General features: G+C 74.3%; 24 protein-coding genes. 14 read left to right on the top strand and 10 right to left on the bottom strand.

The genetic code is table 11. The annotated features are described in order from the left end of the window. From ACFU5J_RS03615 to ACFU5J_RS03600, 4 genes are all read left to right on the top strand, one after another. Positions 1-945 (top strand): amidohydrolase family protein (locus tag ACFU5J_RS03615; protein WP_430577864.1); only part of this gene is annotated, 945 nt, incomplete at its 5' end. A gap of 36 nt (positions 946-981) precedes the next feature. After that, positions 982-1,566: a hypothetical protein gene (locus ACFU5J_RS03610; protein ID WP_430577863.1), complete on the top strand. Its 585-nt coding sequence runs from the start codon at positions 982-984 to the stop codon at positions 1,564-1,566. A 114-nt stretch (positions 1,567-1,680) separates the two neighbouring features. After that, positions 1,681-2,232 (top strand): GNAT family N-acetyltransferase, encoded by a 552-nt coding sequence (locus ACFU5J_RS03605; protein WP_430577862.1) that lies wholly within the window; start codon positions 1,681-1,683, stop codon positions 2,230-2,232. Beyond that, positions 2,229-2,810, top strand: a complete 582-nt coding sequence (locus ACFU5J_RS03600; RefSeq protein WP_430577861.1) for a GrpB family protein — start codon at positions 2,229-2,231, stop codon at positions 2,808-2,810. Before ACFU5J_RS03605 ends, ACFU5J_RS03600 begins: the two co-directional genes overlap by 4 nt. 66 nt (positions 2,811-2,876) lie before the next feature. Here the strand turns inward: ACFU5J_RS03600 and ACFU5J_RS03595 are convergent, their stop codons facing one another. After that, entirely contained in the window at positions 2,877-5,225 is a 2,349-nt protein-coding gene (locus tag ACFU5J_RS03595) for a hypothetical protein (RefSeq protein WP_430577860.1), read from the bottom strand. Positions 5,226-5,394: 169 nt separating this feature from the next. Here ACFU5J_RS03595 and ACFU5J_RS03590 point away from each other — a divergent pair, with 169 nt between their 5' ends. After that, complete coding sequence (locus ACFU5J_RS03590; protein WP_430577859.1) at positions 5,395-6,474, top strand: sensor histidine kinase; 1,080 nt, start codon at positions 5,395-5,397, stop codon at positions 6,472-6,474. Next, complete coding sequence (locus ACFU5J_RS03585; protein ID WP_430577858.1) at positions 6,471-7,118, top strand: response regulator; 648 nt, start codon at positions 6,471-6,473, stop codon at positions 7,116-7,118. Before ACFU5J_RS03590 ends, ACFU5J_RS03585 begins: the two co-directional genes overlap by 4 nt. A 24-nt stretch (positions 7,119-7,142) precedes the next feature. On the opposite strand, the gene ACFU5J_RS03580 is transcribed toward ACFU5J_RS03585, so the two are convergent. Together ACFU5J_RS03580 and ACFU5J_RS03575 are read right to left on the bottom strand one after the other, a co-directional pair. After that, positions 7,143-7,826 carry a GntR family transcriptional regulator gene (locus ACFU5J_RS03580; RefSeq protein WP_430577857.1) on the bottom strand — a complete coding sequence of 228 codons (684 nt, stop codon included), beginning with the start codon at positions 7,824-7,826 and terminating at the stop codon, positions 7,143-7,145. Next, the gene (locus tag ACFU5J_RS03575) at positions 7,823-8,467 is read right to left on the bottom strand and encodes an SGNH/GDSL hydrolase family protein (protein ID WP_430577856.1); all 645 of its coding nucleotides are present in this window, start codon (positions 8,465-8,467) and stop codon (positions 7,823-7,825) included. Before ACFU5J_RS03575 ends, ACFU5J_RS03580 begins: the two co-directional genes overlap by 4 nt. A gap of 170 nt (positions 8,468-8,637) precedes the next feature. Between ACFU5J_RS03575 and ACFU5J_RS03570 the strand changes: the two genes are divergently transcribed. The 5 genes from ACFU5J_RS03570 (at position 8,638) to ACFU5J_RS03550 (ending at position 16,072) form a co-directional block, all read left to right on the top strand. Continuing rightward, positions 8,638-12,441 carry an Ig-like domain-containing protein gene (locus ACFU5J_RS03570; RefSeq protein WP_430577855.1) on the top strand — a complete coding sequence of 1,268 codons (3,804 nt, stop codon included), beginning with the start codon at positions 8,638-8,640 and terminating at the stop codon, positions 12,439-12,441. Between the two features lie 203 nt (positions 12,442-12,644). Beyond that, a complete protein-coding gene (locus ACFU5J_RS03565; RefSeq protein ID WP_430577854.1) occupies positions 12,645-13,979 on the top strand; it encodes an L-fuconate dehydratase in 1,335 nt (444 codons plus the stop codon). 43 nt (positions 13,980-14,022) lie between these two features. After that, positions 14,023-14,553, top strand: a complete 531-nt coding sequence (locus ACFU5J_RS03560; RefSeq protein WP_430577853.1) for a hypothetical protein — start codon at positions 14,023-14,025, stop codon at positions 14,551-14,553. An 89-nt stretch (positions 14,554-14,642) separates the two neighbouring features. Continuing rightward, positions 14,643-15,269 (top strand): superoxide dismutase, encoded by a 627-nt coding sequence (locus ACFU5J_RS03555; RefSeq protein ID WP_430575338.1) that lies wholly within the window; start codon positions 14,643-14,645, stop codon positions 15,267-15,269. An 86-nt stretch (positions 15,270-15,355) separates the two neighbouring features. Continuing rightward, positions 15,356-16,072: a FadR/GntR family transcriptional regulator gene (locus ACFU5J_RS03550; protein WP_430577852.1), complete on the top strand. Its 717-nt coding sequence runs from the start codon at positions 15,356-15,358 to the stop codon at positions 16,070-16,072. A gap of 3 nt (positions 16,073-16,075) precedes the next feature. On the opposite strand, the gene ACFU5J_RS03545 is transcribed toward ACFU5J_RS03550, so the two are convergent. Further along, positions 16,076-16,936 (bottom strand): phosphotransferase enzyme family protein, encoded by an 861-nt coding sequence (locus ACFU5J_RS03545; protein ID WP_430578025.1) that lies wholly within the window; start codon positions 16,934-16,936, stop codon positions 16,076-16,078. Between the two features lie 64 nt (positions 16,937-17,000). Further along, positions 17,001-17,663, bottom strand: a complete 663-nt coding sequence (locus ACFU5J_RS03540) for a MerR family transcriptional regulator (protein WP_430577851.1) — start codon at positions 17,661-17,663, stop codon at positions 17,001-17,003. 85 nt (positions 17,664-17,748) lie between these two features. On the opposite strand from ACFU5J_RS03540, the gene ACFU5J_RS03535 reads away from it, so the two are divergent. Beyond that, a complete protein-coding gene (locus ACFU5J_RS03535) occupies positions 17,749-18,222 on the top strand; it encodes a DUF4188 domain-containing protein (protein ID WP_430577850.1) in 474 nt (157 codons plus the stop codon). A 36-nt stretch (positions 18,223-18,258) separates the two neighbouring features. Here the strand turns inward: ACFU5J_RS03535 and ACFU5J_RS03530 are convergent, their stop codons facing one another. The 5 genes from ACFU5J_RS03530 to ACFU5J_RS03510 form a co-directional block, all read right to left on the bottom strand. After that, on the bottom strand, positions 18,259-18,708 hold the full coding sequence (locus tag ACFU5J_RS03530; RefSeq protein ID WP_430577849.1) for an RbsD/FucU domain-containing protein: 450 nt from the start codon (positions 18,706-18,708) through the stop codon (positions 18,259-18,261). Between the two features lies 1 nt (position 18,709). Next, positions 18,710-19,606 carry a fumarylacetoacetate hydrolase family protein gene (locus ACFU5J_RS03525; RefSeq protein WP_430577848.1) on the bottom strand — a complete coding sequence of 299 codons (897 nt, stop codon included), beginning with the start codon at positions 19,604-19,606 and terminating at the stop codon, positions 18,710-18,712. Between the two features lie 102 nt (positions 19,607-19,708). Further along, positions 19,709-20,731, bottom strand: coding sequence for an aldo/keto reductase (locus ACFU5J_RS03520; RefSeq protein WP_430577847.1), 1,023 nt, complete (start codon positions 20,729-20,731; stop codon positions 19,709-19,711). Further along, positions 20,728-21,507 carry an SDR family NAD(P)-dependent oxidoreductase gene (locus ACFU5J_RS03515; RefSeq protein WP_430577846.1) on the bottom strand — a complete coding sequence of 260 codons (780 nt, stop codon included), beginning with the start codon at positions 21,505-21,507 and terminating at the stop codon, positions 20,728-20,730. The genes ACFU5J_RS03520 and ACFU5J_RS03515 overlap by 4 nt, the downstream gene beginning before the upstream one ends. Further along, on the bottom strand, positions 21,504-22,433 hold the full coding sequence (locus ACFU5J_RS03510; protein ID WP_430577845.1) for an amidohydrolase family protein: 930 nt from the start codon (positions 22,431-22,433) through the stop codon (positions 21,504-21,506). Before ACFU5J_RS03510 ends, ACFU5J_RS03515 begins: the two co-directional genes overlap by 4 nt. Before the next feature lie 148 nt (positions 22,434-22,581). Between ACFU5J_RS03510 and ACFU5J_RS03505 the strand changes: the two genes are divergently transcribed. Together ACFU5J_RS03505 and ACFU5J_RS03500 are read left to right on the top strand one after the other, a co-directional pair. Then, entirely contained in the window at positions 22,582-23,904 is a 1,323-nt protein-coding gene (locus ACFU5J_RS03505; protein ID WP_430574006.1) for an alpha-L-fucosidase, read from the top strand. A 183-nt stretch (positions 23,905-24,087) separates the two neighbouring features. Next, positions 24,088-25,752: a thiamine pyrophosphate-binding protein gene (locus ACFU5J_RS03500; RefSeq protein ID WP_430577844.1), complete on the top strand. Its 1,665-nt coding sequence runs from the start codon at positions 24,088-24,090 to the stop codon at positions 25,750-25,752. Positions 25,753-25,756 lie beyond the last annotated feature (4 nt).

The raw sequence follows: 25,756 nt of genomic DNA, 5'->3' as shown, positions 1-25,756 counted from the left end.
CCGGGGCCCCCGCCCCCGGCGCCCCACCCCGCGGCGGCGCCCGCCCCCCCCCCGGACACCGCCCACCACCGCCTGTTCGCCACGACGGCGGGCGGGATCGTCGACGCGCACGTCCACCTGTGGGACACGACGGAGACGCGGATCTCGTGGTTCCGGGACGGCCTCGGCCTGCCCGCGCGCGTCGGCCCGGACGACCTCGCCCGCGCCGTCGGCACCTCCCCCGTGCCGGTGCGGGCCGCCGTCGCCGTGCAGGCCGCGGACACCGAGGGCGAGGCGCGCTGGCTCGCGCGGCAGGCCGCGTCGCACGGGCCGTTGCCCGGGCCGGTGGTGCTGCAGTACGACGCCCGCCCCGACGACCCCGACGCCTGGGCGGGCATGGCCCAGGCGGTGATCGACGGCGGCGTCCCCGTCGCCGGCGTCCGGCTCGCCGTCCCGGGCCGCGCGGCCGACCTGTCCGACGTCGACGGGCTCGACGCCCTCTGCGAGGGCCTGGCAGCGTCCGGCCGGGTGCTCGAGACGCTCGTCCGCCCGGAGCAGCTGCCCGCCGTGGCGGCGCTCGCCGGCCGCCACCCCGGCCTCGCCGTCGTCGTCTGCCACCTCGGCCTCGGCACCGGCTCTCCCGACCGGGCCTGGCGCGACGGCCTCGCCGCCCTCGCCGCCCGTCCCCGCGCGCACGCCAAGCTGTCCGGCCTGCACCGGGCCACCTCCGAGGGCGCCGCGCCCGACGAGGCGGCGCGCGTCGCCGCGGCCGCCCGCGCCGCCGTCGACCTGCTGGGCCCGGACCGGCTGCTGTTCGGCAGCGACTGGCCGATGTCCGCGCGCGTCGCCCCGTACGCGGACGTCGTCGAGCGCACCGCCCGCGCGCTCCCCGCGCTCGACGGCGACGCCGCGGCCGCCGTCTGGTCCGGTACCGCCGACCGGCTCTACGGCACCGGGGCGCCCTAGGGGTTCGTGCCCCTACGGCGTGGTTCACTCGGCAGCATGGTGGGTCACGTCGTCGCGCTCGTGGGCACGTCCAGCGTCGGGAAGACGGCGGTGGCGGCCGAGCTCCAGGAACGGCTGACCGACCCTCACCTGGTGGTCGGGATCGACCACTTCTTCTCGATGTTCCCCCACCACTGGGCCGGCCACCCGCGAGGCCCCGGCCCCGGGTTCTGGTACGAGGACACCGTCGACGACGACGGCAGCCCGCACGCCCGGATCCGGTACGGCGACGCCGGACGACACCTGCTGGCCGGGCAGCGCGCAGCCGTGCGGGCGCTGCTCGACGCGGGGAACGACGTCATCCTCGACGAGATGCCGGTCGACCGGACGATCCTGCCCGCCTGGCGCCGAGACCTCGCCGGCTACGCGGTCCTGTGGGTGCGGCTCACGGCCCCGCTCGCGGTGGTGGAGGCGCGCGAGGCAGGCCGGACGCACGGCCGCCACCCGGGCAACGCCCGCGGCCATCTCGACGTCGCCGACGGGGAACCGTTCGACCTCACGCTCGACGCGTCGAACCGGACCGCCGCGGAGCTGGCGGACGCGATCCTCGTCCCGCTGGCACGCAGGCGCCGGTCGACGTAGCGCTTTGTCGCCGTGTGCTGGCAGGACGGCGAGAAATCGCTACGTCGTGCTGGACGAGGTCGTGCGAGGATCCCGACGTGCCGGCGCGAGGCCGGCCGCGACCAGGGAGGCACGATGTTCGCAAGGTCCCTCGGGGACGACGGCGCGGAGCTGCGGCCGCTGGAGCCGTGGCACGCGGAGGAGCTGCTGGCGACCATCGACCGCGGCCGGGAGTTCGTGGGTCGGTTCGTCCCCTTGCCCGACCGGATCACGGACGTCGAGTCGAGCCGGTCGTTCCTCGCCGCGTACGCCCAGAAGGCGGCGACCGACACCGGACGTCTCTACGGGATCTGGCTGGACGGCACGCTGGTGGGCGGCGTCCTGTTCCGCACGATGGACGTCGCGCAGGGCACGGCGGAGGCGGGCTGCTGGCTGGAGCCGGCGGTCGCGGGCCGCGGCCTGGTGACCCGGGCCGCCACCGCCATCATCGACTGGGCGGTCCGGGAGCGCGGCATCCACCGCGTGGAGTGGTGGGTCGCGTCGGGCAACGCGCCGAGCATCGCCGTCGCCCGCCGGCTGGGGATGCAGCGCGACGGCGTGCTGCGCGAGCACCACGAGCACCGCGGGGTGCGGCAGGACATCGAGATCTGGTCCGTGCTCGCGCCCGAGTGGCTCGCGCGGTCGTGAGCGACGACCGGGACGTCGAGCTGGTCGGCGGCGTCGAGCGGCGCGAGATCGTCCTCGTCGAGCCGGACCCCGCGTGGCCCGCGCGGTTCGCGCGGGAGCGCGAGCGCATCGCGGCCGCCCTCGGGCCGGTCGCGGTACGGGTCGACCACGTGGGCTCGACGTCGGTGCCCGGCCTCGCCGCGAAGCCGATCGTCGACATCGACGTCAGCGTGCCGGACGTCGAGGACGAGGACGCCTACCTCCCCGCCCTGCTCGCCGCGGGGTACCTGCTGCGCGTGCGCGAGCCCGGCCACCGCCTGGTCCGCACGCCCGACCTGGGCGTGCACGTCCACGTCTGCTCGGCGGGCAGCGACTGGGAGCGGCTGCACCTGCTGTTCCGCGACCGGCTGCGGCACGACGCCGACGACCGCGCCGCCTACGCCGCGCTCAAGCGCGAGCTCGCAGCACGCGAGTGGCCGAGCATGAACCACTACGCCGAGGCGAAGGGCGAGCTGATCGCCGAGATCACCGCCCGGGCGGAGGCGTGGGCCTCCGCCACGGGCTGGCGGGTCGCGGACGCCGACCACGGCCCCTCCTGACACGACGGCGCGGGCCCCGCACCACTGGTGCGGGGCCCGCGCGTCGGACGTCAGGTCACTCGGCGCTCATTCGTTGGTCGCGTCCTCCGCGCCCCCGTGGCGGCGCCGGCCGGCCAGGACCAGCCCGGTTCCCGTGAGCACGATCAGAGCGCTCGCGGCGAGCAGGGCGGGGTCGCTGCCCGTCTGCGCCAGCCGCCCGGGCGCCGCGACGGCGGTCTGGGTGGCCTGACGCGCGTCCGCGCCGCCGAGGTTGGCCGGGTCGGCCGCGTCGGCCGCCGCGACGACGGTGCCCTCGTGGGTGACGTACACCGGCGCCGTCGGGGCCGGGGTCCGGCCCGAGGGGCCGCCGGCGTCCGTGGGACCGGTCGGGTCCGTCGGCTCCGTCGGGTCGGTCGGCTCCGTCGGGTCGGTCGGCTGCGTCGGGTCGGTCGGCTGCGTCGGGTCGGTGGGCCCGGTCGGGTCCGTGGGCTCCGTCGGGTCGGTCGGGTCCGTGGGCCCCGTCGGGTCCGTCGGGTCCGTCGGGTCCGTCGGGTCCGTCGGGTCCGTCGGGTCCGTGGGCTCCGTCGGGCCCGTCGGATCCGTGGGCTCCGTCGGGCCCTCAGGCTCGTCCGCCAGCGTCACGCCGATCCAGTCCCAGGCCGTCGACGGGCGGTCGAGCTCGCCCAGGCCGATGAACCAGTGCTGGAACTGGGCCGGCGTCCACTGGCCCGTCTCGGGGTCGATCGTCCCCTCGCCGTGGTTGTTGTGGTCCCACCCGGTGTAGAAGTGCGGGCTGCCCTGCTCGGTGCCCTCGGCCGAGCCCCAGAGCTGGAACGTGGGGAGGTCTGCCACCTTCGTCCCGGCGGGGACGCGCACGAAGACCTTCTGCCCCGGCTTCACCGTGTCGATCACGCGGCCGCCCGCGTCCACCAGCACGACGCCCTCGGGCACGGGCGCTCCGTCCGCCGTGCGGAGCTCGACGTGGACGTCGCCGCTCCCACCGACCAGCGAGGCGGTGAACCCGTAGTCGGTCGTCCCGTCGGCGTTGCGCACGAAGCCGTTGCTCGTGAACCCCGGCTGCGGCATGACCGCGTTGGTCGTCAGGCCCTTCTCGATGAGCCACGCCGCGGTCTGCAGCGTCGCCCTGCGGTCGCTGTTGTAGGCGTCGTCCCAGTTGTGCGTCCAGTCCTCGTCCGAGGCCTCGAATTGCTGCAGCGCCTTGTCCGACACCGTGACGTGGTTGTCCGCGTCGACGTCGAACAGCAGGCCCATGACGTCGTGGCCCGTGCTGAAGTACCAGACGGCGAACTGGGTGGCCTCGTACGCGGTGTAGTCCATGATCCGGTCGCGCTCGGCGTCCGACTGCTGCTGCCACCACTCGCGCACCTGGGCCTCGGTGTAGGTGCCGTCGTCGATCCACGCCGCGTACCAGCTGCGGTACGTCTCCCACGGCGTGCCGGTCGTCACCGTCACCCCGGCCCGATCGAACAGGCGCTCGGCGTCGGCCACGCGGGCGGCCATGTCGTTGCCGCCCTTGTAGCCGTTGACCAGCACGGTCTGCTGCGCGGAGGTGTTCTCCCAGTGGATGCCGTCGGCGTCGGGCGTCACGCTCTCGTCCCCCGACCAGGCGTGGTACCAGGAGCCCGCGATGTCCCGGTCGTAGACCATGTGGACCGTGCCGTCGTCGTCCACCAGGGTGTGGTGGAGGATGTGCAGCTGGGGCTGGCCGTTCCAACCACTCCAGTCCTTGCCGGAGCCGCCCTCGGCGGGGTCCAGGAAGTACCAGTAGTCGCAGCCGAACCCGTCCTGGCCGCCGTCGTGCCAGTGCGGCTGGTACGCGGGGTCCGGGTAGGCGGCCGACGTGGCGCCGAGCAGCGGCGCGGACGGCGCCGTGGCGGCGCCGCGGGAGGCCGTGGCGGTCCCCTGGCCCGCGTCCGCGGTGCCCTCCGGCTCCGCCTCGGCGGCCGGGCCGGCCTGGGCCTCGTCGTCGGCGGCCTCCGTGTCTTCCGCAGGAGCGTCGCCCTCGGCGGGGGTCGTGTCCTCCGCGGGAGCCTCGTCCACGGCGGGGGTCGTGTCCTCGACGGGAGCCGCCTCCTCGGCGTTCCCGGCGGGGGCCGCGTCCTCGGTGTCGTCGGCGGGAGCCGCGTCCCCGATGTCCTCGGCGGGGGCCGGGGCGACCACCGGGTCGACCGGCTCCGCGGGGGTGTCGGCGGGAGCCGTCTCGCTCCCCGGCTCGGTGGCCGTGGTGGGGGCCTCGGCGTCCTGCCTCTCGGTGTCGTCGGTGTCGCCGGCGTCCTCCGCCGACGCCGAGGGGGCGGCGGGCTCGGGCTGGCCGCCCGCCGCGGTGTCCCCCTCCCCGGCGAAGGCCGCGAGGGGCGCGCCCAGCGCGAGGGCGGCGGAGACGGCGGAGACGGTGGCGGTGCGGCGGACCTTCATGATCGTTCCTCGATGTCGTCGGGCTTCCTGATGCCTCTACCGTCCCGCCGGAGCCGGGTCCCCCGGCACGCCCGAACGATGGCTGCCGGTACCGCCGAACGTCGGTATCTGTGGGCGCCCCGGCCGGCGGTCCGGTCGCCGTCGCGCGCCCGCTGGCTACGCTGAGGTCGTGGACCCGGCCCCGACGCGGATCGACGTGCTCGTCGCCTCGGTCTGCGCCGCGGGCGGCGTGCTCCTGGTGCTGCTGCGCACCCGGTCCGGTGTCGGTTGGGCGCCCACCTGGGCCGAGGCCGCCACCCAGGTCGGCGCGGCGGCCCTGCTCCTGGCGCGGTCGCGCCACCCCCTCGTCGTCCTCGCCGGGTGCGCGGCGGCCAGCATCGTCTCCCCGGTGATCGCCACGTTGGGCGCCGCCCACGCCACCGGCCTGTACGTGACGTCGTCCCGCGTCAGCGTCGGCGCGATGCTCGCCGCGGTCACCGTGACCTGGCCCACCTGGTTGCTCACCTCCGAGAGCACGGGGCCGAGCGTGCTGTGGGCGGGGATCGTCATCCTCCTCTTCGCGTACGCCGCGGGCAGCCTGCAGCGTCTCCAGCAGGACGCCGACGCCGACCGGGCGGCCCGCGCGGAGGCCGACGCGAGGGCCGCCGAGCGGGCGGCGCTCGCCAGAGACCTGCACGACGTCGTGTCACACCGGATGAGCTACGCCGTCGTCGAGGCGGAGGTGCTCCGGACCGCCAGCACGGACGACGCCGTCCGGCGCGCCGCCCAGGAGATCGGCACGAGCTGCCGGGACGCACTGGCCGAGATGCGCACCGTGCTCCACGCCCTCACGGCCGAGGGCGGCGGGCCGGGCGCGGGGCGGGACGACGGGGTCGAGCTCGAGGCGCGCGTCGGTGAGGCGAGGAAGGCCGGGCAACCGGTGCGGGTCGTCGGCGCCGCCGCCGCGCACTCGCCGCCCGACGTCGTCGACCGCACCGTCCTCCGCGTGGTCGGCGAGGGGCTGACGAACGCCGTACGGCACGCGCCGGGCGCAGCCACGGTGGTCGAGCTCGACGACCGGGGTCGCGAGCTCAGGGTCTCCGTGCGGAACGAGGCTCCGACCCGCCCGCCGACCGGCCTGACCACCGGCGGCTTCGGCCTCACCGGCCTCCGCGAGCGCGTAGAGCTGCTGGGCGGCAGGCTGGACGCCGGGCCGACGACCGACGGCGGCTATCGGCTCCGCGCCGTCCTGCCGAGGGGGCCCGCATGATCCGGGTGGTGGTCGCCGACGACGAGGCGCTGCTGCGCGCCGGCATCGTCCGGCTCGTGGAGACGGCGCCCGACCTCGAGGTGGTCGGCCAGGCCGAGGACGGCACGGAGGCGGTACTGCTCGTCCGGGCGCACGGCCCAGACGTCCTGCTCCTCGACATGCAGATGCCGGTCATGGACGGCCTGGACGCCACGATCGCCGTCCACCGGGAGCATCCGGAGACGGCGGTGGTGGTGCTCACGAGCCACCTGACCGACGACTACGTGCTCCCCGCTCTGCGCGCCGGGGCGGCCGGGTACCTGCTCAAGGACTCGACCCCCGAGGAGCTGCACCAGGGCATCCGGGCCGCGGTCGCGGGCGATGCCATCCTCTCGCCGCGCGTGGCGCGGCACCTGCTCGCCGCCGCGGGAGACGACGTCGCCGGTCACCGCGCGGACGCCCGCCGGCGCCTCGCGGTCCTGGCCCCGAAGGAGCGGGAGGTGGTGACGGCTCTCGCCGACGGACTCTCGAACGCCGGGATCGCCGCGCGGCTCTTCCTGGCCGAGTCGACCGTCAAGGCCTATCTCGCGAGCGCGATGAGCAAGCTCGGCACGGCGAACCGCACCCAGACCGCGATCCTCGCCCACGAGGCGGCCCACCCGTAGGGCCTGGGGCCGATCGCCCGACGTCTACCGCTCCTCCTGGGCGGCCCCACCCTCGGCGTCGAGCAGCGTGCCCGCCGCGTGCGCCTCGAAGAGCGCGGAGGCGGCGTCGGCGTCGCCGTCGTCGAGCACGTCGAGCAGGCTGCGGTGCCAGTCGGCCACCTGGTGCCAGTCGCCGGTGAACTCGGGGTCGCCGAGCAGGTGCATGGACCGCAGGCTGGGCTCGATGATGTCCCACATGCGCGGCAGGTAGCCGTTGCCGCTGGCCTCGATGACGGCGCGGTGGAAGCCGAAGTCGAGCTCGCGGAACGCGGGCAGGTCGTGGGCCTCGACGGCGCCGTGCATCTCGTCGATGACCTTCTCCAGGCTGGAGCGGGTCTCGGGGGCGAGCTGTCCGCAGGCGAGCCGGCCGGCGAGCGCCTCGACGGCCACGCGGGCCTGCTTGGCCTGCTGCGCCTCCTCCTCGGAGTACTGCGCGACGAAGTTGCCCTGGTGCCGCACGTGCGTCACCAGGCCCTCGTGCGCGAGGCGCTTGAGGGCGTCGCGCACCGGCGCCTGGCTGACCTGCAGGCGGCGGGCCAGCTGCGACTCGACGAGCTGCTCCCCCGGGGCCAGCTGCGACGTCTTGATCATCGACTTCACGAGGTCGTAGATCTGGTCCGACAGGAGCCCGCGCTCCAGGCCGCTGATCGAGCTGAGCGCGTCCGTCATCCCTGCTGCCCCACCCGGTTATCGACAATCGTTTGTGCGTCGCCAGCGTACGCGGTCAGCCAGGCGTCCGCGATGATCCGCGACGCCGGGGGCGTGGGGTGGACACCGTCGGGTGCCAGCGCTGCCGCCCCGGCGTCCTCGGCCGCCCGGGTGAGCAGGCCGTGCAGCGGCACGAGGGCCGCCCCGGTCTCGGCCGCCAGGCGCGTCACGACGTCCCGCTTGCCCGCCAGGTCGTCGAGCCAGGCCTGCTGCTCGTCGCGCACCGGCAGCACGAACGGCTCGACCAGCACGAGCCGCGGCGAGCCCGGCACGCGCTCGAGCAGCCGCCGGTAGGTCGCCTCGAACGACTCGGCGCTCGTCGGGTCGCCGGCGTCGAAGCGCCGCCACGTGTCGTTGACCCCCACGTACACCGTGAGGACGTCGGGGGCGGACGGCGCGACGTCGCGTTCCCACCGGGCCTCGAGGTCGACGGCGCGGTCGCCGCCGATGCCGACGTTGACCACCTCGGCGTCGGGCAGGGCGCGCGCGACGAGGCCGACGTAGCCGTCGCCGAGCGACGTGGCGTTGCCGCGGTCGCGGCCGGCGTCGGTGATGGAGTCCCCGACGAAGACGAGGCGTCCGGGGGTTCCGCTGCTGGTCATGAGGTCTCCTTCGAGTGGCGGACGGGTCCGACCGTAGCGGTTCGGGGCGGCCACCACATCATTGTCAGCGATTATCGATTAATGTAACCTGCCGGTGCTTGACGATCCGGGCCGACGCACCCGCGTCGCCCCGACTACCCGTGACCACACGAGAGGTCGGAGCACTCGCAATGAAGCGACCCCTGTCAGCACTCCTGCTGACGTCCCTGCTCGTCGCAGGGACACAGACCACGGCGCACGCGGACCCACCCGCGACCGCCGGCACGCAGGCCAAGGCCGGCGTCGTCCTCTACGTCTCCCCCGGCGGGAACGACCGCGCCAAGGGCGACCAGAAGCGCCCCCTGGCGACCCTCGAGGGCGCGCGCGACGCGATCCGCGACCTGTCGAAGGGACAGCGCAAGAAGGGCGTCACCGTGTACCTCCGCGAGGGCACGTACGAGCGCTCGGAGTCGTTCCTCCTCGGCCCGGAGGACTCGGGCACCAAGGACGCGCCCATCACCTACGCCTCCTACCCGGGCGAGACCGCCACGATCACGGGTGGCAAGGAGCTGCCCTACGACGGCTTCTCCGCCGTCACCGACCAGGCCGTGCTCGACCGGATCATCGAGACGTCCGCCCGCGACGACGTCCTGCAGATCGACCTGGGCGCGCTCGGCATCGACGACTACGGCCAGCTCAGCCGGCACGGCTACTGGAAGGCCAACGACGTCAGCACGACGCCGCCCATGGAGCTGTACGTGGACGGCGAGGACATGACCCTGGCCCGCTGGCCCAACGCCGGCGCGGCCAAGGACACCGTCCAGATGAACAAGATCGTCGACGCCGGCCCCACCAAGAACGACGCCGACCTGCAGGAGCGCGGCGGCACGTTCAGCTACTCCTACGACCGGCCCCAGTACTGGACGCAGGCGAAGGACGTCTGGCTGGACGGCATTTTCGGCCAGAGCTGGGAGTGGTCCTACAACAAGATCGACAAGATCGACACGGACGCGCGCACCATCACGCTGCGCTACGGCGAGATGTCCGGCCTGATGAAGACCTGGTACCCGGACTTCCACTTCGCGCAGAACCTGCTCGAGGAGCTCGACGCGCCAGGCGAGTACTACATCGACCGCGACGCCGGGATGCTCTACCTGGTGCCGAACGCGTCGTTCCTCGCGCAGCGCGGCGCCCCCGTCGTCACGACGCTCGACGAGCCGATGATCCGCACGGACGGGGCGTCGTACGTGACGTTCGACGACCTGGTGCTGGAGTACGGGCGGGCCACGGCCGCCGTCGTCCTCGGCGGCAGCCACGTGACCGTCTCGAACAGCGACGTCCAGAACTTCACCGACGGCGGCGTGCTCATCAACTCCCCCGGCCGGTACACGTACGACGGCATCCCGGTGAACCGCGGCGGCACGGACCACGCCGTCGTCTCGAGCGACATCCGCCACGTGGGCGGCGTCGGCGTCGTGCTCCAGGGCGGCGACAAGGCGACGCTCTCCCCGGGCCGCAACCGCGTCGAGGACTCCCACATCCACGACTTCGCGTACTACCACAAGGCGTACAACCCGGGCGTCATGTTCGACGGCGTCGGGAACATCGCGCGCGGCAACGAGATCAACGACGCGCCGCACCCCGGCATCATCGTGCACGGCAACGACCACCTGTTCGAGCAGAACGAGGTCTACGACGTCTGCAAGACGTTCCAGGACCTGGGCGCGATCTACATGAACTCCGGCGAGACGCCGCAGCAGCGCGGCCACGTCTTCCGGCAGAACTACTTCCACGACATCGGCGTGGGCAAGGACGGGATCGAGGGCATCTACGCCGACAACTTCACGTGGGACCTGGAGATCAGCCAGAACGTCTTCGTGAACATGGGCAACGACGCCATCAAGTCCGGCTCGGCCGACTACATCGACGCCACGAACAACGTGTTCGTCGACACCAAGGTGCCCTACGACAACTACACGCAGTGGATGGGCGACGGCGAGGGCAACACCGTCGACCGCGTGTACATGCCGAAGTGGAAGCAGGTGTTCGCCGACAACAAGGACTTCGTCGGCACGCCGTACCTGACCAAGTACCCCGAGCTGGGGCACTTCTTCGAGGACAACCACTACTTCCCCGACCACAGCACGTTCGCCAAGAACGTCGTCTGGAACCCGAACCGCACCCGCAACCCCGACGTCAACGCCGAGGGGGCCCTGGACACCAAGAAGCTCCTCAACTACGGGGACAACTGGGTCACGGACGCCGACCCCGGGTTCGTCGACGCGGCGAACGGGGACTACACGCTCACCGCGGACTCCCCCGTCTTCGACCAGGTCCCGGGCTTCGAGGCCATCCCGTTCGACGAGATCGGCACGGACGGGCACGTCGGCCAGTCGCAGACGCCGGACACCGTGGCGCTCGAGTCGCTGGTGCTGCCCACCGACCGGCTCGGCGTGACCCTCGGCGACGAGGTGTCGGTGGCCGCGCAGGCCGTGCCGTGGAACGCCACCCAGCAGGCCGTCACGTACACCTCGAGCGACCCGGAGGTCGCGACCGTCAGCGCCGCGGGCATCCTCACCGCCGTCGCGCCGGGCGAGGTCACGGTCACGGTCGAGTCGAAGGCCGACGCGGGCATCCGCGACGAGATGGCCGTCACCGTGGCGGCCGGCGACGGCGTGCTGCACTCGACGGACTTCGAGTCGGGCGGCAACGGCTGGCCCACGGACCCGAACCGCGCGATCGTCGACGACGGCACGGGCGACCACGTCTACCGCATCAAGAACGGCGCGAACTCCCAGCTCGACCGCCAGCTCTCGGAGTACGCGCTCGACTTCTCCGTGACGACGCCGGCGGACGTGCCCGAGGGCGGGCAGCTGCTCGTCTACGACCGCACGGGCGCCACGCCCGGCGGGTTCGTCCGGTACCGCCACGCGGCGGCCGGGTCCACGTGGACGATCTTCGACTCGGCGTGGGGCACGGTGAAGGAGGCGAAGCTCCCGGCAGGCGAGGGACTGAAGCCCTCCACCGAGTACGACGTGCGCGTCGTGGTCACGGCGGGCGGCGTGCGCGTGCTGGTCGACGGCGAGGAGGTCGTCGCGGGCGCCAACCCGGCCCCGAAGGCGGCCGGCAAGGTCGGCTTCTACGTGCAGGGGTTCACCGCCCTGGACTTCGACGACGTGTCGTTCTCCCTGGTGGGCGTCGACCCCGACGGGCTGACGCTGGCGCCGTCGGCCGCGACGATCGAGCCGGGCGAGACCCGCGTGATCGCCCCGTCGTTCACGCCCGCGGACGCCACCCGCACCGGCCTGGAGTGGACGTCGAGCGACGAGTCCGTCGCGACCGTCGACGCCAAGGGCACCGTCCGCGGCCGCGCGGCGGGGACGGCCACCATCACCGCCACGTCGACCGTGGTGCCCGGCCTCGCGGCGACGTCCACCGTGACGGTGCAGGCGGCGGAGCACCCGGTGACCGACCTCGGCGCCGAGATCCTCGACCCGGCGGCGTGGGCCCCGGGCGAGGGCGTGACGGTGTCCGACGGCGCCGCGCACCTGGCGCCGCGCGGCGCCTGGGGCTTCGCGCCGAAGAAGTTCGGCGACGAGCTGCTGCGGTTCACGACCTCCGTGGGCGACTACAACGGCGGCTGGTTCGGGTTCTCCGTGCGGTCCAAGACCGCCGGCACCCCGGTGTGGACCAACAGCAGCTCGGGCTACCTGGTGGTCATCAAGGAGGACGTCATCGAGATGCAGCGGTGGAAGCCCGACGTCTTCATGATCGACACGTTCCCCAACACGGTGATCGAGCCCAACTCGACCCACGACGTCACGTTCGGCGCCGTGGCCGTGGAGGGCGGCATCCGCGTGGTGCTCCGCGTCGACGGCGAGCCGGTGTGGAGCTACCTCGACGACACGGCCGACAACACCCTCGCCACCGACGGGTACTTCACCGTCTACCGGCAGGGCCCCGCGGGCGAGATGAGCATCTCCCCCGCGAGCTGACCGAGCCCCCTTCGAGCACGGGATCCGTACCGCCAACCACCCGGATGGCGGTACGGATCCCGTTCTCGAAGGGGAGGGTGACCGGATTGAATCCTCCAACCTCTGACACCTTCGGCCTGGCACGAGGCTTGCCGTGCCCGTGTCGGGCCCGCTAGTTTGGCGATCAGTCATCCGATGTTTCCCGTCGCCACGAAGAGGTGCGCATGCCCACCATCACCGACGTCGAGATCACCGACGTCCGCTTCCCGACGTCCCGCACCGCCGACGGCTCGGACGCCATGAACGCCGACGCCGACTACTCGGCCGTGTACGTCGTCCTGCGCACCGACGGCACGGACACCGAGGGCGCGCCGCTGGCCGGCCACGGCCTGACGTTCACCATCGGCCGCGGCACCGACGTCGTCGCGCTGGCCGCGCGCCACCAGGCCGACCTGCTCGTCGGGCGCGACGTCGACGAGGTGGTCGGCGACATGGGCGCCACGTACCGCGAGCTCACCGCCGACAGCCAGCTGCGCTGGCTCGGGCCGGAGAAGGGCGTCGTGCACCTGTCGCTCGCCGCCGTCCTCAACGCCGCGTGGGACCTGGCCGGGCGCCGCGCCGGCAAGCCCGTGTGGCGGCTGCTCGCGGACATGACGCCCGAGGAGCTGGTCGACGTCGCCGACCTGCGGTACCTCTCCGACGCGCTCACCCGCGACGAGGCGCTGGAGATCCTGCGCGCCGCGGAGCCCGGCAAGGCCGAGCGGATCGCGCACCTGGAGCGCCGCGGCTACCCCGCGTACACGACGTCGGCCGGCTGGCTCGGGTACGACGACGACAAGCTGCGCCGCCTCACCCAGGAGGCCGTGGACGCCGGCTACCGGCACGTGAAGCTCAAGGTCGGCGCCCGCCTCGAGGACGACGTGCGCCGGCTCGGGATCGCGCGCGAGGTCGTCGGCCCGGACCTCACGCTGATGATCGACGCCAACCAGGTGTGGGACGTGCCGGAGGCGATCGAGTGGGTGCGGGCGCTCCAGCAGTTCGACCCGCTGTGGATCGAGGAGCCCACGTCGCCCGACGACGTCCTCGGCCACGCCGCCGTGCGCGAGGGCGTCGCCCCCGTGCGCGTCGCCACCGGCGAGCACTGCCACAACCGCGTGATGTTCAAGCAGCTCTTCCAGGCCGGGGCCACCGACTACTGCCAGCTCGACACCGGCCGCCTCGCCAGCGTCAACGAGATCGTCTCGGTGCTGCTGCTCGCCGCGAAGTTCGGCGTCCCCGTCTGCCCGCACGCCGGCGGAGTCGGCCTGTGCGAGATGGTGCAGCACGTGTCCGTGCTCGACTACGTGGCCGTCTCCGGATCGCTGGACGGGCGGATCACCGAGTTCGTCGACCACCTGCACGAGCACTTCACCGACCCGTGCCTGGTGCGGGACTTCGGCGAGGGCGTGTCGTACGTCGTGCCCACCGCACCGGGGTACTCCACGCAGATGCACCCGGGATCCGTGGCCGAATTCCGCTTCCCCGACGGTGGGTACTGGGGTGCCGAGCCCGGCCGCTGATCGGGAGGTTCGGCGGCGAGGGCCGAGGCCGTAGCCTGCGTCCGTGCACGAGTCCGTCACCTTCCCCGGCGGCCGAAGCCCGGCTGCGCAGGCGAGGTGGCTGATCCTCCACCTCTCCGTCGGCGGCGGCCTGCTGGCCGCCGCGACCGGGCTCGCCCTGACACTCCCCGCCGCGAGCCGGGGAGGCTTCGACCGCCTGGAGTTCCGGCTGCTCCTCCTGACGGTCGTCCTGGCGGTCGCCGCGGCCCTCTATCTCGTCGAGGTGGCGAAGCAGGTCCGGCGGCGCGCGCGGGGCGACGAGGTCCGCGGCGCGACGCGGCTCGGCCTCACCGTGGGCCGCGCGGGCTTCAAGGACATGACGAGCCAGAAGCGCGGCACGGTCCCCTGGCACCACGTCGCGCGATGGCGGGTGGAACGCGGCGAGCTGCACGTCCAGCTCCGGCACGGCAAGCCCTCGCGCGTCATCAGGCTGAGCGGGCTGCGGGCTCCCGCGAGCGAGGTCGCGGAGGCTTTCGAGACGTACTCGAGGATGCCGCCCTCCGGAGGAGCGGGCGGCCGCGCCGGCCGGCGGTGACCGGTGGTGACCCGGAACACGTTGACCTCAACAAGGGTTCAGGTCGTAGCGTGACCAGCAACGACACCAGCTTCGCCGAAGGGAACGAGATGTCCGTCTACACCTTGCCCGACCTGCCGTACGACTACAGCGCCCTGGAGCCGCACATCAGCGGCAAGATCATGGAGCTGCACCACGACAAGCACCACGCGGCCTACGTCGCGGGCGCCAACACCGCCCTCGACAAGCTCGCCGAGGCCCGCGAGTCCGGCGACAACGCCGCGGTGAACCTGCACGAGAAGAACCTCGCGTTCAACCTCGGCGGCCACACCAACCACACCGTCTTCTGGCACAACCTGTCCCCCGAGGGCGGCGGCGAGCCCGAGGGCGAGCTCGCCGAGGCCATCAAGGACGCCTTCGGCACCTTCGCCGCCTTCCAGGCCCAGTTCGCCGCCGTCGCCACCGGCATCCAGGGCTCCGGCTGGGCCGTCCTCGGCTGGGACTCCATCGGCCGACGCCTCGCGATCTTCCAGCTCTTCGACCAGCAGGCCAACGTGCCCGTCGGCATCACCCCGCTGTTCATGCTCGACATGTGGGAGCACGCCTTCTACCTCGACTACCTCAACGTCAAGGCCGACTACGTCAAGGCCGTCTGGAACATCGCCAACTGGCAGGACGTCGCCGCCCGCCTGCAGCGCGCCCGCACCCAGACCGCCGGCCTGATCGTCCCCGCCTGACGCAGGCCCGTCGCTCGACGCCGCGGCGCACCGATTCCTCTGATGAATCGGTGCGCCGCGGCGCGAACTGCGCCATACTCCACGGCATGTCCCGCACCGATGAGGTCGTCGACGGCGTCCGCCGCATGATCGTCGACGGAGAGCTCGGCCCCGGCGACCGGCTCCCCGTGGAGAAGGACCTCGCCGACCGCCTCGGCGTCTCCCGCGGGTCCCTGCGGGAGGGCGTGCGCGCGCTCACCGTGCTCGGCGTCCTCGACACCCGGCAGGGCGACGGCACGTACGTCACCAGCCTCGACCCGGCGCGGCTGATGTCCTCGCTGCAGTTCGTCGTCGACCTGCACGGCGACACCAGCGCCCGCCCGTTCCACGCCGTGCGGCGGGTGCTCGAGACCGAGGCCGCCGGCCTGGCGGCCCACCGCATCACCTCCGAGGCCGTCGCCGAGGCCCGCGCCGTGCTGGACGACACGGCCGCCGTCGTCGCGCGGCGCACCGTGGACCACGAGGCGTTCATGGCCGCCGACGTCGCCTTCCACCGCATCGTCGCCGCCCAGGCCGGCAACCCCGTGCTGGAGGCGCTCGTCGAGGCGCTGGAGGGCCGCACCGTCCGCGAGCGCCGCTGGCGCAGCTGGCACGAGGCCGGCGTCGAGGAGCGCACCCTGCGCGACCACGAGGCCATCTGGCGGGCGCTGGCCGCCGGCGACGCCGAGGCCGCCCGGGTCCGCATGGCCGCGCACCTCCTGGACGTCGAGGAGACGCTCCCGGGCGCGGAGGACACGGACGACGCGGACGGCGCGGAGGACTGACCGCTACGGTCCGACCGGCCGCGGGACCACCGCGTCGAGGGTGGGCCACGGCGGGCCGGCGCGCAGCACGCGGAGGAGCTCGTCCCCGAAGCGCCGCCCGTCGGGGAACTGGTCCCCCTTCTCCCAGCGCCACGCCGCCACCATCGCGAGCACCAGCTCGCGGCAGCGGTCGAGGAGCTCGCGGTCGACACCCGGGTAGTGCTCGGCGACCCGGGTGGGGACGTGCGCGAGGTCGAACTCCACGGGCCCGCGACAGCACGTCTCGAGGTCGATGAACAGCGGGCCGTCGTGGGTGCTCAGCAGGTTGCCCGGATGGGGCTCGCCGTGGAGCAGCTGCTCCCGCCCGGTCCCCTCGACCGCCTCGTGCAGCCGCCGCAGCCTGCCGCCGAGGAACGCGCGCTCGTCGTCGGGCAGCCCCGGGGAGAGCTCGGGCTCCGCGACGACCCGTTCCGCCTCGGCGATCCGGTCGGTGAACCGGGGAAAGGCCCCGTCGACGGCGCGCATCCCGGCGTGCAGCCGCCCCAGCGCCCGGGCGTAGGCGCCCGGCGCGACGGCGGGCGCCGCCGGCTCGTAGTACACCCACAGCGTCACCGTGAACCCGTCGCGGACGTGGACCGCCGGTCCGTCCCGGGGCGGCGCCAGGGCTGCGACGGGAGACCCCCGGTCGGCGAGCTGTCGCGCGACGTCGACCTCGAGCTCCGCGACCTCCTCCCCCACGTGCGCGACCCGCGCCATCACCCCGCACGGCTCCAGGCGCAGCGCGAGCTTGTTGGAGTTGTGGAGCACGATCGCGTCGTCGGCCGGCAGGCCCAGCGACGCGGCGATCGCGGTGGCGGCGTCGGTCGCACGCGCCAGGTCGGGCATCTCCACACGAAGGATCCTGGCATCGCGGCGCGCGGGCGCCCAGCTCTTTCGTCGTGGACGCGCGTCAGCGCGAGGCGCCCGCCCGGCCCGAGGCGGCGGCGTCCCCGCTCGCGTGCTGCTGCGCGAAGCGCCGCAGCGTGAGGATCACCGGGTCGGTGAGCAGGGTCCCGACGACCACCTGGCGCGCCGCACCGGCCGCGTCCTCGGGCACGGTGCGGAGGTCCGACGTCGCGATGAGGTCGGCGGCCTCCGCCAGCGCGACGAGCTGCTCGTCGCCGCACGCCACCCCGGCGGCGGAGGCGGCGCGCAGCTGGTTCGCGAGCCGCCGCACCAGGATCGGGTCGCGAAACCATCCCTGGGCGGCGACGAGCGCCAGCGCCTGCTCGGTCCAGGGGTCGTCGTCGTCCTCGCCCGCGGGTGTCGCACCGGTGCCGTCGCCGGCTCCCGTCTCCTCCCGCAGCAGGGCCCGCTGGGTGGTGCCGAGCAGGTCGCGGCGCGAGCCGGGCGGGTCGTCGAGGACCGCGAGCACCTCGCGGATGGCGGCCAGGCTCAGCCCCGCGGACCCGATCAGCGCACGCACCAGGAGGACCCGCTCCACGTGCTCGTCGTCGTACACGGCCTGGGTCCGCGAGGTCGCCGTGCCGGGGTGCAGCAGCCCCTCCCGCAGGTAGTACTTGAGCGTCGCGACAGCGACCCCGGTCCGGTCGGCCAGCCCTGAGATCCGCATCCTGCACCCTTCCACCTCTTGACATTGGAGAGTAGCAGTATCCAATATTGGATAGTTCGACTCCCCAATATGCGAAGGAGTCATCATGGTCACCCTGACCACGCACGCGCACGAGGACGACGTCGCCGTCTTCCTCATCGGCGCCCGGATCAACAAGCCCTGGCGCCCCGACGCCTGGGTCCCGGCGCTGGCCGCCATGGGACCGATGCTCGCGGAGCTCCACGACGACCCCGCCTCGGGGTTCCTCCACTCGCGCACCCTGGTGGGCACCCGGGGGGTCACCGTCGTCCAGTACTGGCGCAGCGTCGCGGACATCTACCGCTACGCCAACGCGGACGACCACCGGCACCGCCCGGCGTGGCTCGCCTTCTACCGCAAGGCCCGGCGCGTCCCCGGCGCGGTCGGGGTCTGGCACGAGACGTACGCCGTGCCCGCCGGCGGCCACGAGAGCCTCTACGCGGACATGCCGCCGTTCGGGCTGGCCAAGGCCACCGGCGTCGTCGCCGCGGGGCGGCGTGGACGCACCGCCCGGGAGCGTCTGCGGCACCGGACCCGGTAGCGGCCGAGGTACGGCGTCGCCACCGGGCCCGGCGCGCTACAGCTCCGGGGCGCGGACCCCGAGGGTGAGCAGCAGGTTCGCGTACACGCGCTGGTCGCCGGTGGCGACGAGCAGGGCGACGTCGTCGGACCGGGCGGCGTCGTAGAACGCGAACCGGTCCAGCTCGTCCCAGCCGACGTCGGGCCCGAGCATCGCCCGGTAGCCGGTGTGGGCGGGGATGTCCTCGCCCGCGGCGACGACGTCGCCCGCCACCCCGCCGGGGACCATGACCGACGCCGACTCGACCGGGACGGCGTCGAGGAGCACCTCGAGCACCTGGTCCACGGTCAGCAGGCCGGGGCGCAGGTTGAGGTGCACGCGCGCCGCGCCGGGCCGCGCGCCCGTGGAGTGCGGGTAGTTCGCGTCGGCCAGCAGGACGCGCGACCCGTGCCCCGCCGCGGCGAGCGCCGCGACGAGGCCCGGGTGCAGCAGCTCGTAGCGCAGCACGTCAGGCGGGGGCCGACGACGCGGCCGGGACCTGCGCGGAGGCGAAGGCGTGGCGCTGGCGGCCGAGGCCCTCGATCTCGACCTCGACGACGTCGCCGTCGGCGAGGTACGGGAAGCGGCCGGACAGCGCGACGCCCTCGGGGGTGCCGGTGCAGATCAGGTCGCCCGCCTCGAGCGTCATGTACTGCGACAGGTGGTGCACGATCGCCGCGACGTCGAAGATCATGTCGGTCGTGGACGAGTCCTGGCGGGGCTCGCCGTTGACGAACGACCGCAGCCGCAGGTCGGCGGGGTCCACCTCGTCCGCGGGCACCAGCGCGGGGCCGGTGGGCAGGAACGCGGGGCCGCACTTGCCCTTCGACCACTGGCCGAGCGAGTCGTCGAGCTGCCAGGCCCGCTCGCTCACGTCGTCCACCACGGTGTACCCGGCGACGTGCTCGCGGGCCGCCTCGACGGACGGCAGGTAGCTGGCCTGCTTGCCGACGACGATCGCGAGCTCGACCTCCCAGTCGACCTTGTCCGACCCGGGCGGGATCGGCACCGTGTCGTCGGGGCCGACCACCGTGTTGGGGTGCTTGAAGAAGATGATCGGCAGGCGCGGGGGCTCCGCGCCCGACTCCCGCGCGTGCGCGGCGTAGTTCTGGCCCACGCACACGACGGCGGCGGGGCGCGCGATCGGCGCGCCCACGCGCAGGGCGTCCGCGCCCTCGAGCACGGGGAGCTCGCCGGCCGCCAGCGCGGCCCGGGTGCGGGCGATGCCGTCGGCGGCGAGGAACGCGCCGTCGACGTCGTGGCTGCCGGGGATGCCGGCGGTCACGGGTCGCAGGTCGTAGGTGACGCCGTCGTGGGTGACGGCGGGGATCTCCTGGCCCACCGGGCCCAGGCGGAGCAGCTGCATCGGTGTCCTCTAGTTCTCTCTGGGGGGCGCATCGATCATGCGCCCGGGTCGCCGCTCGGTCACATCCGTCCCGCCATGCGGGCGGGCGGGGGTGGCCGGGCGTCAGGCGAAGGCGTCGGGGTGGGCCTCGGGGGCCAGCAGGCCCCGGTCGACGAGGTCCGTCCACAGCTCGGGCGGCACGACGGCGGTGTGCCGGTCCACGGCCTGGCGCACCTGGTCCGCCGTGCGGAGCCCCACCACGGTGCTCGCGACGGCCGGGTGCGTGCGCACGTAGGCCAGCGCCGCCTGCGGCAGCGTGACGCCGTGGTCGGCGCACGCCCGCGCGACGGCGCGGGTGCGGTCGAGCAGCGCGGCGGGGGCCTGCGCGTAGTCGTAGGTCGCGTCGTCGGGCACGGTCTCGCGGGCCAGCAGCCCCGAGTTGTAGACGCCCGCCACCACCACCGCGGCGCCCCGGTCGAGGGCCGCCGGGAGCAGGTCGGCCAGCGCGGGCTGCTCCAGCAGGGTGAACCTCCCGGCGCACATCACCACGTCCACGTCGGTCTCGCGCACGAACCGGGCGAGCATCGCCGACTGGTTCATCCCCGCGCCGACGGCGCCCACGACGCCCTGGTCGCGCAGCTCCAGCAGCGCGGGGACCGCCTCGGCGAACGCCTGCTCCTCGTGGTCGTCCGGGTCGTGCAGGTAGACGACGTCGACCCGGTCCAGGCCGGTGCGCTCCAGGCTCGCCTCGAGCGAGCGCAGCACGCCGTCGCGGGAGAAGTCCCACTCCCGGCGGGTGGCGGCGGGCACGTCGAAGATGTCGGTGTCCCGGCGGTCGGCCGTCTCGGGCGAGGGCACCAGCAGTCGTCCGACCTTCGTCGAGACCACGAGCTCGTCCCGCGGCAGGTCGCGCAGCACGGCGCCCACGCGCCGCTCCGAGAGCCCGAGCCCGTAGTGCGGCGCCGTGTCGACGTACCGCACCCCGGCCGACCACGCCGTGCCGAGCGCCTCGGCGGTCTCCTCGTCCGTGGTGGCCCGGTACAGGTTGCCGGCCTGCGCCGCCCCGTACCCGAGGCTCGTCAGGCGCACCCCGGTGGAGCGGACCTCCCGGGTCGGCAGCACGCCCGCCGCCGGCGCGGCGCTCACGCCTGCTCCGGCGGGCGCACGCGCAGGTCGTGCATGCCGCCGTCGACGGCGAGCGCGGTGCCCGTGGTGGAGCTCGCGAGCGGGCTGGCGAGGTAGCAGACGGCGTGCGCCACGGCCTCGGGGCTGACGAGCCGCCCCGTGGGCTGGCGGGCCTCCAGCGCGGCGCGCTCGGCGGCCGGGTCGGCCGCGGAGTCGAGCAGGCGACCCACCCACGGGGTGTCGACCGTGCCGGGGTTCACGCAGGTCACGCGGATGCCCTCGCGCACGTGGTCCGCCGCCATCGCGAGCGTCAGGGCCTGCACGGCCCCCTTGCTCGCGGAGTACAGCGCCCGCTGCGGCAGCCCCGACCACGACGCGATCGACGCCATGTTCACGACGGCCGCGTGCTCCGAGGCCCGCAGGTGCGGCAGCGCCGCGCGCGTCACGCGCACGATGCCGAGCACGTTGACGTCGAGCACCCGCAGCCACTCGGCGTCGTCGTTGTCCGCGACCGTGCCCTGGGCGCCGATCCCGGCGTTGTTCACGACGACGTCGATGCCGCCGAGCGTGGCGGCCGCGGCCTCGACGGCGGCGCGCACGGCCACGTCGTCGGTGACGTCGGCGACCTCCGCGCCCGCGCCCTCGGGCACGCCGTCGCGGGTACGGTCGATCGCGACCACGCGCGCGCCGCGCGCCAGGAGCGCGCGCACCACGGCGGCGCCGATGCCCGACGCGCCCCCTGTCACGACGGCACGGATGCCGGCGAACTCCGGCAAGGTCTCGGTGGGGGTGGTCACGGGTGCTCCTTCGTGCGGGGGAGGGTGGCGGGCCCGACGTCGAGCCCGTAGACGGAGACGGCGTTCGCGCCGCGCACGGCGGCGCGCTCGCCCGGGGTGAGGCCGGCCAGCAGCTCGTCGACGGCGGCGAGCCACCCGCCATAGCCGGACGCGAGCAGGCAGACGGGCCAGTCGCTGCCGAGCAGCAGCCGGCCGGGGCCGAGGACGTCGAGCGCGTGGTCGACGGCGGGCCGCAGGTCGGCGGTGGTCCACGAGTCCCAGCGGGCCTCGGTGACCAGCCCGGACAGCTTCGCGACGACGTTCGGCCGGGCGGCGAGCGCGGCCAGGTCGCGGCGCCAGGCGTCGAGGGCGGCCGGGTCGCCGGGTCGGCCGTCGGCGCCGGGCAGCGCGCCGAGCGGCGGCTTGGCGAGGTGGTCGAGCACGAACCGCACGCCCGGCAGCGCGGCGGCCAGCCGCGCGCACGAGGGGAGCTGGTCGGCCCGCACCACGAGGTCGAAGGGCAGCCCTGCGGCGCCGACGGCGGCGATGCCGGCGTGCACGTCGGGGCGGTCCAGGTAGTCGGTGCCGGGCTCGGCCTGCACCATCGTGCGGATCCCGACGAGGCGGTCGCCGCCGGGGCCCTCGCGGAGCGCGACCAGCCGGTCCTCGAGGTCGGGGGCGAACAGGTCGGCCCAGCCGACGACACCCGCGACGCGCGCCGCGCGCCCCTCCGGCGACGCGGCGACGGCCAGCAGGTCGTCGGTGTCGGCCCAGGTGCTGGCGCTCTGCACGACGACGGTGGCGTCCACCCCGTGCGCGGCGGCGGGCAGGTCCGCGGGCGTGAAGTCGGCGTCGATCGCGGCCATGGTCGTGGGGTCGATCCAGCGCTGCGGGGTCCGCGCGCGGACCCACAGGTGATGGTGCGCGTCGACGACGACGTCGGACATCCGGACTCCCTCGGCCTGGGGCAATTCATCCAACCTATAGGCCGTCGATCCCCTTGCGCTACCCCCGTGTGCGGCCGATAGGCTCGGAGCGCACGCCCGATACGTCATATCTCTACCGGCACCGCCCGCTCGACGAGGAGTGATCCGCATGACCCCGGCCGCCCCGCCCCTGCGCCCCGAGCAGGCCTGGTTCACGGAGGCCCGCTTCGGCCTCTTCGTGCACTTCGGCCTCTACTCCGCCGCCGCCCGGCACGAGTGGGTGATGAGCTTCGAGAAGCAGACCGCCGAGCAGTACGCACGCTACGCCGAGGTGTTCGACCCGGACCTCTTCGACGCGCGCGCGATCGCCCGCGCCGCGAAGGACGCCGGCATGAAGTACGTGGTGCTGACCACCAAGCACCACGACGGCTTCGCGCTGTGGGACTCCGCCGTCAGCGACTACAGCATCGCCCGCACCCGCGGGCGCGACCTCGTGGCCGAGCTCGCCGAGGCGGTCCGCGAGGAGGGCCTCCACCTCGGGCTTTACCACTCGCTCATCGACTGGCACCACCCCGACTTCACCGTGGACCACGTGCACCCCCGCCGGGACGACCCGGACGCCCACGCGCTCAACGAGGGCCGCGACATGGCCCGGTACCGCGAGTACCTGCACGCCCAGGTGCGGGAGCTGCTCACCGGGTACGGGCCGGTGGACTACGTGTTCTTCGACTTCACGTTCGCCGAGGACAAGGACGGCTGGCGCGGCAAGTACCCCGAGGACTGGGAGGCCGAGAAGCTGCTCGCCCTGGTCCGCGAGCTGCAGCCGCAGGCCGTGGTGAACGACCGCCTCGGCATCCCCGGCGACCTCGTCACCCCCGAGCAGTACCAGCCGGACGCCCCGATGCGCGACGCCGCCGGGGAGCTCGTCGTCTGGGAGGCCTGCCAGACGCTCAACGGCAGCTGGGGCTACGACCGCGACAACACGAAGTTCAAGGACCCCGACCTGCTGGTGCGCATGCTCGTCGACACGGTCTCCAAGGGCGGCAACCTGCTGCTCAACATCGGGCCCGACGGGCGCGGCGCCGTCCCCGCCCGGGACACCACGACCCTGGCCGCGCTCGGTGCGTGGACCCGCCTGCACGGTCGGTCGATCACCGGGGCCGGCCCGGCCGACGCCGACCTCGCCGCCGCCGTCGCGCCCGGGCTGCCGCCCGGGGCCGTGCTCACCCAGCGCGGCGACCGCCTGTACGTGCACCTGTTCGCCTGGCCGTTCGGGCACGTGCACCTGCGCGGCCTCGCCGACCGGGTCCGGTACGCGCAGCTGCTGAACGACGGCTCCGAGCTGCGCACCTCCCGCACCGACCCCGACCAGAAGGCGTGGAACACCAACCCCGGCGGCCAGCCGGCCGGCACCCTCACGCTGCACCTGCCCACCGTGCGGCCGGACGTCGCCGTGCCGGTGGTGGAGCTGTTCCTCGACGACCTGGGCTGACGCCGCACGGTGGGCACCGGGCTGGACTATGCTCCCCGGTGTCGAGGCGGACACGCACCGCCTGCGCTCGAAAAAGGGGCGCGCGGCAGCCCGGTCGTCGGAGTCGTCCACCGACCGGCGCCGGGCTCGCACGGGACACATACGGACCGCACCACTCATCCGTCACTGTTCCCTGGAGGCCCCGTGCCCACCGTGTCCGCCCATGTCGCCCGTACCCTCGCCCAGCACGTCGACCACGTCTTCGGCGTCATGGGCAACGGCAACGCCTGGTTCCTCGACGACGTCGAGCGCGCGACGTCCGCGCGCTTCACCGCCGTCCGGCACGAGGCCGGTGGCGTCGTCGCGGCCGACGCGTACTTCCGCGCGTCGGGCCGCATCGCCGCCGCCACCGCCACCTACGGCGCCGGCTTCACCAACACGCTGACGGCGCTGGCCGAGGCCGCGCAGGCGCGCGTGCCCCTGGTGCTGCTCACCGGCGACGAGCCGACGTCGGGCCCGCGCCCGTGGGACGTCGACCAGATCGCGCTGGCCGCCGCCGTCGGCGCCCGCACCTATACCGTCGGCCGCGCGGACGCCGCCGCGACCACCGTCATCGCGATCGAGCACTCCCTGACCTACCGGGTGCCCGTCGTCCTGGCGATCCCCTACGACGTCGCCGCCCGCGAGGCCGGCCCCGTCCCCGAGGCGCCCGAGCCGGCGCTGCCCGGGCCGCTCGCACCCGTGGGCCCGTTCGACGCCGCCGCGATCACCGACCTCGCGCGCGCCCTCGCGGGTGCCGAGCGGCCGCTGCTGCTCGCCGGCCGCGGCGCCTGGCTCGCGGGCGCCGGGGAGGCGCTGGGTGAGCTCGCCGCGGCGACCGGCGCGCTCACCGCGTCGACGGCGCTCGGCCGGGGCGTGTTCCCCGACGGCCGGTACGACCTCGGCGTCGCCGGCGGTTTCGGCGCCGACGGCGCGATGTCGCTGGTACGCGAGGCCGACGTCGCCGTCGTGGTCGGCGCGTCGCTCAACCAGTTCACGATGCGGTTCGGCGACCTCTTCTCCCCCGGCACCCGCGTGGTCCAGGTGGACACCGCCGAGGCGGCGACCCACCGCCACGTCGGCTCGTTCATCCGCGGGGACGCCGCCCTCGTGACGCGCGCGCTGCTCGACGAGCTGCGCGCCCTCGGCGCCGTGCCCTCGGGCTGGCGCGACTCCGTGGGCGTCGCGGCCGCCCGCACCTACGACACCGGCCCCGCGGACGGGATCGCCGCCGACGGCCGGCTCGACCCCCGCGGCGTGGCGAGCCGCATCGGCGCGCTGCTGCCCGCCGACCGCGTCGTCGTCTCCGACGGCGGCCACTTCATCGGCTGGGCCAACATGTACTGGCCGGTGGCCTCCCCCGACCGCATGATGATGGTCGGCACCGCCTACCAGTCCATCGGCCTCGGGTTCCCCAGCGTGCCCGGCGCCGCCGCGGCCCTGCCCGACGCGACCGTCGTCCTCACCACCGGCGACGGCGGCGGGCTCATGGCCCTCGCCGACCTCGAGACCGCGGTCCGCACCGCCGGCGGTCGGGGCGTCGCCGTCGTCTGGAACGACGCCGTGTACGGCGCCGAGGTGCACGTCTACGGGCGCCAGGGCCTCGCCGAGGAGCCCATGCGCATCCCCGAGACCGACTTCGCCGCGCTCGCCGCGGCCGTCGGCGCCGAGGGCGTGGTCGTGCGCACCCTGGACGACCTCGACCGGCTCGGGACGTGGGCGCGCGAGCCCGTCGGGCAGCGCCGCTTCCTCATGCTCGACTGCCGCATCTCCTCGACCGTCGTCGCCCCGTGGCAGGAGGAGGTCCTGCGGGTGAGCCGCACGCGGTAGCGCG

Source organism: Isoptericola sp. NPDC057559, assembly GCF_042801555.1.
Taxonomy (GTDB): Bacteria; Actinomycetota; Actinomycetes; order Actinomycetales; family Cellulomonadaceae; genus Isoptericola.
The sequence above is the reverse complement of the archived record's forward strand: the minus strand, read 5'-3'. Positions and strand labels throughout refer to the sequence as shown.